Raw genomic sequence first — 12,390 nt, 5'->3', positions numbered from 1 at the left:
CTGCCCTGGACAGGATTGCGGAGAAAACAGATGAGCGCGCTCTATATGATTGTCGGCACCCTGGTGGCATTGGGTGTGCTGGTCACTTTTCACGAATTCGGTCATTTCTGGGTCGCCCGTCGCTGTGGCGTGAAAGTCCTGCGTTTTTCCGTCGGCTTCGGCATGCCCTTGCTGCGCTGGCATGACAAGAAGGGCACTGAATTCGTCGTGGCCGCCATCCCGCTGGGTGGCTACGTAAAGATGCTCGACGAGCGTGAGGGTGAAGTGCCCGCCGATCAGCTCGATCAATCCTTCAATCGCAAGACTGTCCGGCAGCGCATCGCCATCGTAGCGGCGGGGCCGATTGCCAATTTCCTGCTGGCCATGGTGTTCTTCTGGGCCCTGGCCATGTTGGGGAGCGAGCAGGTGCGTCCTGTCATTGGTGCGGTCGAGGCCGGCAGCGTCGCGGCCCGGGCCGGATTGAGCGCTGGTGAGGAAATCGTTGCCATCGATGGCGAGCCGACTTCCGGCTGGGCTGCCGTCAACCTGCAACTCGTGCGTCGCCTGGGCGAGAGTGGTTCGTTGCAGTTGATGGTGCGCGAGCAGGGCTCGACAACGGATTCTCCTCGGGTGCTGGCGCTGGATAACTGGCTCAAGGGAGCCGATGAGCCGGACCCGATCCGTTCCCTGGGCATTCGCCCCTGGCGTCCGGCGCTGCCGCCGGTATTGGCCGAGCTCGATCCGAAGGGGCCGGCCCAGGCTGCCGGGCTGAAGACCGGCGATCGCCTGCTGGCCCTTGATGGTCAATCGGTCACTGATTGGCAGCAGGTGGTCGACGCGGTTCGTGTACGTCCTGATACCAAAATTGTGCTGCGCGTCGAGCGCGATGGTGCTCCAATCGACGTCTCGGTGACCCTGGCCGCCCGTGGCGAGAGCAAGACGCCGGCAGGTTACCTGGGGGCGGGCGTCAAGGCTGTCGACTGGCCGCCGGAGATGATCCGCGAGGTCAGTTTCGGTCCGGTTGCGGCGATTGGCGAAGGTGCGCGTCGTACCTGGACCATGAGTGTCCTGACCCTCGACTCACTGAAGAAAATGTTGTTCGGCGAGCTCTCGGTAAAAAACTTGAGTGGACCGATAACCATTGCTAAAGTGGCGGGCGCTTCTGCCCAGTCGGGCGTTGCTGATTTCCTGAATTTCCTTGCTTATCTGAGCATTAGCCTGGGGGTTCTGAATTTGCTGCCCATCCCGGTACTGGATGGGGGGCATCTGCTGTTCTATCTGATCGAGTGGGCGCGTGGTCGTCCCTTGTCGGATCGGGTTCAAGGTTGGGGGATACAGATCGGTATCAGCTTGGTGGTCGGGGTGATGTTGCTTGCCTTGGTCAACGATCTGGGTCGTCTGTAACGCTTCGCTGAATTGCGAATCTGCCGCATTTTGCGGCAGTTTGTTTATTGCCAGTTGGAATAAGAAAGGACTTCATGAAACGTCTGCTGCTAACCGCGGTGTTTACCGTGTTGATGATCGCCGAAGTTCACGCCGAGTCCTTCACTATCTCTGATATTCGTGTCAACGGCCTCCAGCGGGTTTCCGCGGGTAGCGTCTTTGGTGCCTTGCCGTTGAACGTCGGCGAGCAGGCGGATGATCGGCGCCTGGTGGAGTCCACTCGTGCGCTGTTCAAGACCGGTTTCTTTCAGGATATCCAGCTGGGACGTGACGGTAACGTCCTGGTCATCACGGTCGTCGAGCGGCCGTCGGTCGCCAGCATCGAGATCGAAGGCAACAAGGCGATCTCCACCGAAGACCTGATGAAAGGCCTCAAGCAGTCCGGTCTGGCCGAAGGCGAGATCTTCCAGCGCGCGACCCTCGAAGGCGTGCGTAACGAACTGCAGCGCCAGTACGTCGCCCAGGGTCGCTACTCGGCCACCGTCGACACCGAAGTGGTGCCGCAGCCTCGCAACCGTGTGGGCCTGAAGGTCAACATCAACGAAGGCACCGTGGCAGCCATCCAGCACATCAACGTGGTGGGTAACACGGTTTTCCCCGACGAAGACCTGATCGACCTGTTCGAACTCAAGACCACCAACTGGCTGTCGTTCTTCAAGAACGATGACAAGTACGCCCGTGAAAAACTCTCCGGTGACCTGGAGCGCCTGCGTTCCTACTACCTGGACCGTGGCTACATCAACATGGACATCGCTTCGACCCAGGTATCCATTACCCCGGACAAGAAGCATGTCTACATCACCGTCAACGTCAACGAAGGCGAGAAGTACACGGTTCGCGACGTCAAGCTCAGCGGTGATCTGAAGGTGCCTGAAGACCAGGTCAAGTCGTTGCTGCTGGTGCAGAAAGGCCAGGTGTTCTCGCGCAAGCTGATGACCACCACGTCCGAGCTGATCACCCGTCGCCTGGGTAACGAAGGCTATACCTTCGCCAACGTCAACGGCGTGCCGCAGCCACACGATGAAGATCACACCGTCGACATCACCTTCGCCGTGGACCCGGGCAAGCGTGCCTATGTCAACCGCATCAACTTCCGTGGCAACACCAAGTCCGAGGACGAGGTGCTGCGTCGTGAGATGCGCCAGATGGAAGGTGGCTGGGCGTCGACCTACCTGATCGACCAATCCAAGACCCGTCTGGAGCGCCTCGGCTTCTTCAAGGAGGTCAACGTCGAGACCCCGGCGGTACCGGGCGTCGATGACCAGGTCGATGTGAACTACAGCGTCGAAGAGCAGGCTTCCGGCTCGATCACCGCCAGTGTCGGTTTTGCCCAGAGCGCCGGCCTGATCCTCGGTGGCTCGATCACCCAGAACAACTTCCTGGGTACCGGTAACAAAGTCAGCGTCGGCCTGACCCGCAGTGAATACCAGACCCGCTACAACTTCGGTTTCGTGGACCCCTACTGGACTGCCGACGGTGTGAGCCTGGGCTACAACGCCTTCTATCGCACCACCGACTATGACGAGCTCGACTCCGATATCTCCAGCTATGCGGTGGACAGCTATGGTGTCGGCGCCAACATCGGCTACCCGATCAGCGAGACCTCGCGCCTGACGTTCGGTCTGACTGCCCAGCAGGACAAGATCAACACCGGTAAATACACCGTTGACGAGATCTTCGATTTCGTTAACAAGGAAGGCGACAGCTACCTGAACTTCAAGGCGTCTGCCGGCTGGTCCGAATCGACCCTGAACAAGGGCGTGCTGGCGACGCGTGGTCATTCCCAGAGCCTGGTCCTGGAAACGACGACCCCTGGCAGTGACCTGTCGTTCTTCAAACTCGATTATCGTGGCCAGCTGTTCCAGCCGTTGACCGACACCTACACCATGCGCCTGCATACCGAGCTGGGTTATGGTGATGGCTACGGTTCGACCGATGGCTTGCCGTTCTACGAGAACTACTACGCAGGTGGTTTCAACTCGGTACGTGGCTTCAAGGACAGCACCCTGGGGCCGCGCAGTACCCCGAGCCGGGGCACCAACCCAGGTACCATCGCCGACCCGGATCAGGATCCGCTGCCATTCGGTGGCAACGTGCTCATCCAGGGTGGTCTCGAGGTTCTGTTCCCGATGCCGTTCGTCAAGGACCAGCGCTCGCTGCGGACCTCGGTCTTCTGGGACGTGGGTAACGTATTCGACTCCAAGTGCAGCGACACCACCAACACTAACGGCACCAAGTCCAATACCCAGTGCAACGACATCAGCCTCAGCAACATGGCCAGTTCCGTGGGCGTAGGCGTGACCTGGGTGACTGCCCTCGGTCCTTTGAGCTTCGCGCTGGCGATGCCGATCAAGAAACCGGATGACGCTGAAACCCAAGTGTTCCAATTCTCCCTCGGCCAGACGTTCTAAGCGTCTGACCCAAGATAACGACAATGAATTTTGTAGGAGTACATCGTGCGTAAGTTGACTCAATTGGTTCTCCTGGCGACCGTACTGGTCGCAGGTCCGGCTTTTGCCGACATGAAGATCGCCGTTCTGAACTATCAGATGGCCTTGCTGGAATCCGACGCGGCCAAGAAATACGCCGTGGACGCCGAGAAAAAGTTCGGCCCGCAACTGACCAAGCTCAAGAGCCTGGAAAGCAGTGCCAAAGGCATCCAGGATCGCCTGGTCGCCGGTGGCGACAAGATGGCCCAGGGCGAGCGTGAGCGCCTGGAGCTTGAGTTCAAGCAAAAGGCCCGTGACTTCCAGTTCCAGTCCAAGGAGCTGAACGAAGCGAAAGCCGTTGCCGACCGTGAAATGCTCAAGCAGCTCAAGCCGAAGCTCGACAGCGCCGTGGAAGAAGTCATCAAGAAAGGTGGTTTTGACCTGGTGTTCGAGCGTGGCGCAGTGATCGATGTCAAACCTCAGTACGACATCACGCGCCAGGTCATCGAGCGCATGAATCAGCTGAAGTAATCCATGACAGCGACTATCAAACTCGGCCAGTTGGCCGAGTTCCTCGGAGCCACCCTGCGTGGCGACCCGGAGAAGGCAATCACTGGGCTAGCCACTTTGCAAGAGGCTGGCCCAGCTCAGTTGAGCTTCCTGGCAAATCCTCAATATCGCAAATACCTGGCTGATAGCCGGGCCGCCGCGTTGCTGCTCAAGGCTGCCGATGCCGAAGGTTTTGCCGGTGACGCCCTGATCGTACCCGATCCCTACCTGGCGTATGCGCGGATTTCCCATCTGTTCGACCCCAAGCCCAAGGCGGCTGCCGGCATTCATCCCAGTGCGGTGATTGCGGCGGATGCGGTGGTCGATCCGACGGCCAGCATCGGTCCTTTCGTGGTCATCGAGAGTGCGGCGCGGATCGGTGCCGGGGTTACGCTGGGGGCTCATTGTTTCGTCGGGGCTCGTAGCGAGATCGGCGAAGGCGGCTGGTTGGCTCCCCGGGTCACCCTGTATCACGATGTGCGCATCGGCAGGCGGGTGGTGATCCAGTCCGGCGCGGTGCTGGGTGGTGAGGGGTTCGGTTTCGCCAACGAGAAGGGCGTCTGGCAGAAGATTGCCCAGATCGGTGGGGTCACCGTCGGCGATGACGTGGAGATCGGCGTCAATACCGCCATCGACCGCGGCGCGCTGGCCGACACGATCATCGGCAATGGCGTGAAGCTCGATAACCAGATCCAGATCGCTCACAACGTCCAGGTCGGCGACCACACCGCCATGGCGGCCTGCGTGGGTATCTCCGGCAGCACCAGGATCGGCAAGCATTGCATGCTTGCCGGTGGCGTGGGGCTGGTGGGGCACATCGATATCTGTGACAACGTTTTCCTGACCGGGATGACCATGGTGACCCACTCGATTACCGAGCCGGGTGCCTATTCTTCCGGTACGGCGATGCAGCCGGCGGCCGAATGGCGCAAGAGCGCGGCCCGTATCCGTCAGCTCGATGACATCGCGCGACGCCTGAAACAGGTGGAAAAGCGTGTAGGGGACGTGACCCCTGGCGGTAATGCTTCATCAGATGGCTGATACCATTTCCATATCAAGTGTGCATGGCCGCCAGGCTTCCTTGATTTGCTAGCGGAGCGCGCGTCTACCGCGCACCTCCCAATCTTTACATAGGCTTCCCCCCGAAATGATGGACATCAACGAGATTCGCGAATACCTGCCTCACCGTTACCCGTTCCTGCTTGTGGATCGGGTAGTGGAGCTGGATATTGAGGGCAAGCGCATTCGCGCCTACAAGAATGTCAGCATCAACGAGCCGTTCTTCAATGGTCACTTCCCTGCGCATCCCATCATGCCGGGCGTGCTGATCATCGAGGCCATGGCTCAGGCTGCCGGGATCCTTGGTTTCAAGATCATGGACGTGAAGCCTGCGGACGGCACGCTGTACTACTTCGTCGGGTCCGACAAGTTGCGTTTCCGCCAGCCGGTGACCCCGGGCGATCAGTTGATCCTCGAAGCCACGTTCATCAGTTGCAAGCGCCAGATCTGGAAGTTCGAATGCCAGGCTTCGGTCGACGGCAAGCCTGTCTGCTCCGCTGAAATCATTTGCGCGGAACGCAAGCTATGAGTTTGATTGACCCTCGCGCAATCATCGATCCGACGGCCATCCTGGCCGACGACGTCGAGGTCGGCCCTTGGTCGATTATCGGCGCAGGTGTGGAAATCGGCGAGGGTACGGTGATCGGCCCGCACGTGGTGCTCAAGGGACCGACCCGGATCGGCCGGCACAATCGTATCTACCAGTTTTCCACGGTAGGCGAGGACACGCCCGATCTCAAATACAAGGGTGAAGAAACCCGCCTGGTCATCGGCGATCACAATGTGATCCGCGAGGGCGTGACGATTCACCGTGGCACCGTTCAGGATCGTTCCGAAACGACCCTGGGCGACCATAACCTGATCATGGCTTATGCCCACATCGGCCACGACAGCGTCATTGGCAACCATTGCATCCTGGTCAACAACACCGCGCTGGCGGGCCATGTCCACGTGGACGACTGGGCGATCCTGTCCGGCTTCACCCTGGTTCACCAGTACTGCCATATCGGTGCCCACAGCTTTTCCGGCATGGGCACCGCCATCGGCAAGGACGTCCCGGCGTATGTCACCGTGTTCGGCAATCCGGCCGAAGCCCGCAGCATGAACTTCGAAGGCATGCGCCGGCGTGGTTTCAGCGAAGACGCGATCACTGCATTACGTCGCGCCTATAAGGTCGTGTACCGCCAGGGGTTGACCATCGAGCAGGCACTTGTCGAGTTGGCCGAAGCATCGACCCAGTTCCCGGAAGTCGCGGTGTTCCGTGACTCCATCCAGTCTTCGACCCGCGGCATCACTCGCTGACCATGGGCCATTTGCGTGTTGCGCTGGTGGCGGGCGAAGCTTCCGGCGATATCCTGGGTGCAGGCCTGATGCGAGCGCTCAAGGTGCAGCACCCGGCGGTCGAGTTTATCGGCGTCGGCGGGCCATTGATGCAGGCCGAGGGACTGACCTCCTATTTCCCGATGGAGCGCCTGTCGGTGATGGGGCTGGTGGAAGTGCTCGGTCGGCTGCGAGAGCTGCTGGCTCGGCGCAAGAAGCTGATTGCGACCCTCATTGACGAAAAACCGGATGTGTTCATCGGCATCGATGCGCCGGATTTCACCCTCAATATCGAACTCAAGTTGCGTCAGGCCGGGATCAAGACCGTGCACTACGTCAGTCCTTCGGTCTGGGCCTGGCGGCAGAAGCGCGTACTGAAGATCCGCGAAGGCTGCGACCTGATGCTGACGTTGCTGCCGTTCGAAGCCAGGTTCTATGAGGAAAAGGGCATGCCGGTGCGGTTTGTCGGGCATACCCTGGCCGACACCATTCCCCTGGAAGCCGACCGCGAGGCTGCCCGCCGGGCGCTGGGCTTGCCCGACGGGCCGCTGGTGGCCTTGATGCCGGGCAGCCGGGGCGGCGAAGTGAGTCGCCTGGGCGGCTTGTTCTTCGATGCCGCCGAGCGTCTTCGGGCAATGCGTCCCGGCGTACGTTTTGTCCTGCCGTGTGCCAGTCCGCAGCGGCGTGAGCAGCTCGAAGCATTGCTGGCCGGCCGCGATTTGCCGGTCACGCTGCTCGACGGTCGCTCGCACCAGGCGTTGGCTGCGTGCGACGCAGTGTTGATTGCCTCCGGCACTGCTACCCTTGAAGCGTTGCTGTACAAGCGCCCGATGGTGGTCGCCTATCGTCTGGCACCGCTGACGTTCTGGATCCTCAAGCGCATGGTCAAGAGTCCTTACATCTCCTTGCCGAACCTGCTGGCCCAGCGTTTGCTGGTGCCTGAGTTGCTGCAGGACGACGCAACCGCCGACGCATTGGCCAACACGCTGGCGCCGCTGATCGACGGTGGCCAGGAACAGACCCGGGGCTTTGACGAAATTCACCGCACGTTGCGCCGCGATGCCTCCAACCAGGCGGCAGACGCGGTACTGACCTTGATCGGTGCCAAGCCATGAAGCATTCGAAGCAGCAGATGGGCCTGGACTTCAACCTGGTCGCCGAAGTCGAAGAGCTGGTGGCGGGTGTCGACGAAGTGGGGCGCGGCCCATTGTGCGGCGCAGTGGTGACGGCCGCGGTGATTCTCGACCCGAACCGGCCGATCCTGGGCCTCAACGATTCCAAGAAGCTCACCGAAGCCCGTCGCGAGAAGCTCTACGACGAAATCTGCGAGAAGGCCCTGAGCTGGTGCATCGCCCGGGCCGAGGTCGAAGAAATCGACGAGCTGAATATCCTGCACGCCACCATGCTCGCCATGCAGCGTGCGGTACAAGGCCTGCACATCGTGCCAAAGCTGGCGATGATCGATGGCAATCGTTGCCCGAAACTGTCGATGCGCGCCGAGGCGGTGATCCAGGGCGATGCGAAGGTGCCGGCTATCGCGGCGGCATCGATCCTGGCCAAGGTCAGCCGTGACCGGGAAATGAGCGCCTTCGAACTGATTTATCCGGGCTATGGCATCGGTGGCCACAAGGGTTACCCGACGCCGGTGCATCTGGAAGCTCTGGCGCGGCTGGGGCCAACGCCCATTCATCGGCGCTCGTTCGCGCCGGTGCGGCTGGCTTATGAAGCACGTGAAGGGTTAGTCGAAAGCTGAGCCACCCAGCGCAGTTTTCCATGTGGGAGCGAGCCTGCTCGCGATGGCAATCGATTACTCACATCATTGTTGACCGAACTACCGCTATCGCGAGCAGGCTCGCTCCCACAAGGTCGGTATTTCGACTGACGGGCATTCGCCACTCATACCCAAGGCCCGGTACAATCCGGGCCTTGTTGTTTTCATGACTTAACGCAGGATCACTATGCCGGCTTCATTCGTTCATCTACGCCTGCACACTGAATATTCCCTGGTCGACGGTCTGGTGCGGATCAAGCCACTGGTCAAGACCCTGGTGGGCATGAACATGCCTGCCGTGGCGGTCACCGACCAGAACAACATGTGTTCGCTGGTCAAGTTCTACAAGACCGCCATGGGTGGTGGGATCAAGCCGATCTGCGGTGCCGACCTGTGGTTGTCCAGCAAGGATCCGGACGCGCCGTTGAGCCGTATCAGCCTGCTGGTGATGAACGCCGTGGGTTACCGCAACCTGACCGAGTTGATCTCCCGCGGCTTCATCGATGGCCAGCGCAACGGCTCGATCATCATCGAGCGCGAGTGGGTGGCCGAGGCCAGCGAAGGCCTGATCATGCTGTCGGCGGCCAAGGAAGGTGAAATCGGCCTGGCCCTGCTCAGTGGCAACACCGAGGAAGCCGAGACGCTGGCCCATGACTGGATGGCGGTATTCCCGGACCGCTTCTACATCGAAGTGCAGCGCACCAATCGTCCCAATGACGAAGAGCACCTGCACGCGGCCGTGGCGCTGGCCGACAAGATCGGCGCGCCACTGGTAGCGACCAACGACGTGCGCTTCATCAAGCAGGAAGACTTCGAAGCCCACGAAACCCGCGTCTGCATCGGTGAGGGCCGGGCCCTCGACGATCCGCGCCGGCCCAAGAACTACAGCGACCAGCAATACCTCAAAAGCGCCGAGGAAATGGCCGAGTTGTTCAGCGATCTGCCCGAGGCGCTGGAAAACACCGTCGAGATCGCCAAGCGCTGCAACATCGAAGTGAAGCTGGGCAAGCACTTCCTGCCCAACTTCCCGATTCCCGATGGCATGACCATCGACGAGTATTTCCGCAAGGTGTCGTTCGACGGCCTCGAAGAGCGCCTCAGCGTCCTGCTGCCCAAGGACACCACCGAAGATTACGAAGCCAAGCGCCAGGTCTATGTCGACCGGTTGAATTTCGAACTGGATATCATCATCCAGATGGGCTTCCCCGGTTACTTCCTGATCGTGATGGACTTCATCCAGTGGGCCAAGAACAACGGCGTGCCGGTAGGGCCGGGCCGTGGATCGGGTGCCGGGTCGCTGGTGGCCTACGTACAGAAGATCACCGACCTCGACCCGCTGGAATATGACCTGCTGTTCGAACGTTTCCTCAACCCGGAACGGGTTTCCATGCCCGACTTCGACGTCGACTTCTGCATGGACGGTCGTGACCGGGTAATCGACTACGTGGCAGAGAAATACGGCCGCAACGCGGTGAGCCAGATCATCACCTTCGGTTCCATGGCCGCCAAGGCGGTGGTGCGTGACGTGGCGCGGGTGCAGGGCAAGTCCTACGGCCTGGCGGACCGCCTGTCGAAGATGATTCCGTTCGAAGTCGGCATGACCCTGGAAAAAGCCTACGAACAGGAAGAGATCCTGCGGGACTTCATCAAGGTCGACGAAGAGGCCGCGGAAATCTGGGAGATGGCCCGCAAGCTCGAAGGCGTGGTGCGTAACGTCGGTAAGCACGCCGGTGGCGTGGTGATCGCGCCGACCAAGTTGACCGACTTCTCGCCGATCTATTGCGATGAAGAGGGCGATGGCCTGGTCACCCAGTTCGACAAGGATGACGTCGAGGCGGCGGGCTTGGTGAAGTTCGACTTCCTCGGCCTGCGGACCCTGACCATCATCGACTGGGCGCTGAAGACCATCAACCGCGACCGCGCCAAGGTCGGTGAGGAGCCGCTGGACATCGCGTTCATTCCATTGGACGACAAACCGACCTACAGCCTGCTGCAGAAAGCCGAAACCACAGCGGTGTTCCAGCTCGAATCCCGTGGCATGAAGGAGCTGATCAAGAAGCTCAAGCCCGACTGCCTGGAAGACTTGATCGCACTGGTGGCCCTGTTCCGTCCGGGCCCGCTGCAATCGGGCATGGTGGACGACTTCATCAACCGTAAGCACGGTCGCGCCGAGTTGGCGTACCCGCACCCGGATTACCAGTACGACGGCCTCAAGCCGGTACTGGCGCCGACCTACGGCATCATCCTGTATCAGGAACAGGTGATGCAGATTGCCCAGGTGATGGCCGGTTACACCCTCGGCGGTGCGGACATGCTGCGTCGGGCGATGGGTAAGAAAAAGCCCGAGGAGATGGCCAAGCAGCGCGGCGGTTTCATCGAGGGCTGTGCGAACAACGGCATCGATGCGGACCTGGCCGGTAACATCTTCGACCTGGTGGAAAAATTCGCCGGCTACGGCTTCAACAAATCCCACTCTGCCGCCTATGGCCTGGTGTCGTACCAGACCGCGTGGCTGAAGGCGCATTATCCGGCGCCGTTCATGGCCGCCGTACTGTCGGCGGATATGCACAACACCGACAAGGTCGTGACCCTGATCGAAGAAGTGCGGACCATGAAGCTGCGCCTCGACGCGCCGGACGTGAACGCTTCGGAGTTCAAGTTCACGGTGAACGACGAGGGCCGCATCATTTATGGCCTGGGCGCGATCAAGGGCGTGGGCGAGGGGCCGGTAGAGGCCATCACCGAGGCCCGCCAGGATGGGCCGTTCAAGGATCTGTTCGATTTTTGTGCTCGGGTCGACCTCAAGCGTATCAACAAGCGCACCCTCGACGGCTTGATCCGCAGCGGCGCGCTGGACCGGCTGGGTCCCTACTTCCATGACGAGCCCAAGGCCTACCAGGCCAACATCGACCGCAACCGCGCGGTGTTGCTGGCGGCCATGGAAGAAGCGATCAAGGCCGCCGAACAGACCGCCCGCACCCATGACAGCGGCCACGCCGACCTGTTTGGCGGCCTGTTCGTCGAGGAAGATGCCGACGTCTACGGCAACCATCGCAAGGCCAAGGAGCTGACCCTCAAGGAACGCCTCAAGGGTGAGAAGGACACCTTGGGCCTATACCTCACCGGTCACCCGATCGATGAATACGAAGGCGAGATCCGCCGCTTCGCCCGCCAGCGCATCATCGACCTGAAGCCGGCTCGCGATACGCAAACCGTCGCCGGGATGATCATCGCCCTGCGGGTGATGAAGAACAAAAAAGGCGACAAGATGGGCTTCATCACCCTCGACGACCGCTCCGGGCGCATCGAGGCGTCGTTGTTTGCCGATGCGTTCCACTCGGCACAATCGTTGTTGCAGACCGACGCGATGGTGGTGGTGGAAGGCGAGGTCAGCAACGATGACTTCTCCGGCGGCCTGCGGTTGCGGGTCAAGCGGGTGATGAGCATGGAGGATGCGCGGACCAACCTGGCCGAAAGCCTGCGCCTGAAGTTGCAGACCCAGGACCTCAAGGGCGACCAGCTACGCTGGCTGGGCGAGTTGTTCAAGCGTCATCGCGGTGCCTGTCCGATCACCATGGAGTACGTGCGCCCCGACGCCAAGGCTGTCCTGCAGTTCGGCGAGGGCTGGCGGATCGATCCGGCAGATGCGTTGATTCAAGCCTTGCGTGACCAGTTCGGCAAAGACAACGTCTTCCTCCAATACCGTTGACGGCCAGGGGCCACTCCTGGACTTGGAGTGTCCCTGACCGCGACCCGAATTTTTAATCTCGACCTGAACGCGCCTCTCCCTTAAGGTAGGGCGCGAATAGACAACCGGCCGGCCCAAGCTCTCTTGGACGT

9 protein-coding genes are annotated in these 12,390 nt (G+C 60.7%); all 9 read left to right on the top strand.

Going from position 1 to position 12,390, the window contains the following annotated elements; genetic code table 11:
- The first annotated feature begins 30 nt into the window (after window positions 1-30).
- The 9 genes from rseP (at window position 31) to dnaE (ending at window position 12,259) form a co-directional block, all read left to right on the top strand.
- Entirely contained in the window at window positions 31-1,383 is a 1,353-nt protein-coding gene (gene rseP, locus N005_RS15640; RefSeq protein ID WP_047702006.1) for a sigma E protease regulator RseP, read from the top strand.
- Window positions 1,384-1,457: 74 nt separating this feature from the next.
- The gene (gene bamA / locus N005_RS15635) at window positions 1,458-3,833 is read left to right on the top strand and encodes an outer membrane protein assembly factor BamA (protein WP_047702005.1); all 2,376 of its coding nucleotides are present in this window, start codon (window positions 1,458-1,460) and stop codon (window positions 3,831-3,833) included.
- 45 nt (window positions 3,834-3,878) lie between these two features.
- On the top strand, window positions 3,879-4,382 hold the full coding sequence (locus N005_RS15630) for an OmpH/Skp family outer membrane protein (protein WP_024779019.1): 504 nt from the start codon (window positions 3,879-3,881) through the stop codon (window positions 4,380-4,382).
- Window positions 4,383-4,385: 3 nt separating this feature from the next.
- Window positions 4,386-5,441: a UDP-3-O-(3-hydroxymyristoyl)glucosamine N-acyltransferase gene (gene lpxD, locus N005_RS15625; protein WP_047702004.1), complete on the top strand. Its 1,056-nt coding sequence runs from the start codon at window positions 4,386-4,388 to the stop codon at window positions 5,439-5,441.
- Between the two features lie 106 nt (window positions 5,442-5,547).
- A complete protein-coding gene (gene fabZ, locus N005_RS15620) occupies window positions 5,548-5,988 on the top strand; it encodes a 3-hydroxyacyl-ACP dehydratase FabZ (RefSeq protein ID WP_024779021.1) in 441 nt (146 codons plus the stop codon).
- Window positions 5,985-6,761: an acyl-ACP--UDP-N-acetylglucosamine O-acyltransferase gene (gene lpxA / locus N005_RS15615; protein ID WP_047702003.1), complete on the top strand. Its 777-nt coding sequence runs from the start codon at window positions 5,985-5,987 to the stop codon at window positions 6,759-6,761. The genes fabZ and lpxA overlap by 4 nt, the downstream gene beginning before the upstream one ends.
- A 2-nt stretch (window positions 6,762-6,763) precedes the next feature.
- Window positions 6,764-7,894, top strand: a complete 1,131-nt coding sequence (gene lpxB, locus N005_RS15610) for a lipid-A-disaccharide synthase (RefSeq protein WP_047702002.1) — start codon at window positions 6,764-6,766, stop codon at window positions 7,892-7,894.
- Window positions 7,891-8,532, top strand: coding sequence for a ribonuclease HII (gene rnhB / locus N005_RS15605; protein ID WP_047702001.1), 642 nt, complete (start codon window positions 7,891-7,893; stop codon window positions 8,530-8,532). The genes lpxB and rnhB overlap by 4 nt, the downstream gene beginning before the upstream one ends.
- A 205-nt stretch (window positions 8,533-8,737) precedes the next feature.
- Window positions 8,738-12,259 carry a DNA polymerase III subunit alpha gene (gene dnaE, locus N005_RS15600; RefSeq protein WP_047702000.1) on the top strand — a complete coding sequence of 1,174 codons (3,522 nt, stop codon included), beginning with the start codon at window positions 8,738-8,740 and terminating at the stop codon, window positions 12,257-12,259.
- Window positions 12,260-12,390 lie beyond the last annotated feature (131 nt).

The sequence above is a fragment of the Pseudomonas mediterranea CFBP 5447 genome, from assembly GCF_000774145.1.
Lineage (GTDB): Bacteria > Pseudomonadota > Gammaproteobacteria > Pseudomonadales > Pseudomonadaceae > Aquipseudomonas > Aquipseudomonas mediterranea.
The sequence above is the reverse complement of the archived record's forward strand: the minus strand, read 5'-3'. Positions and strand labels throughout refer to the sequence as shown.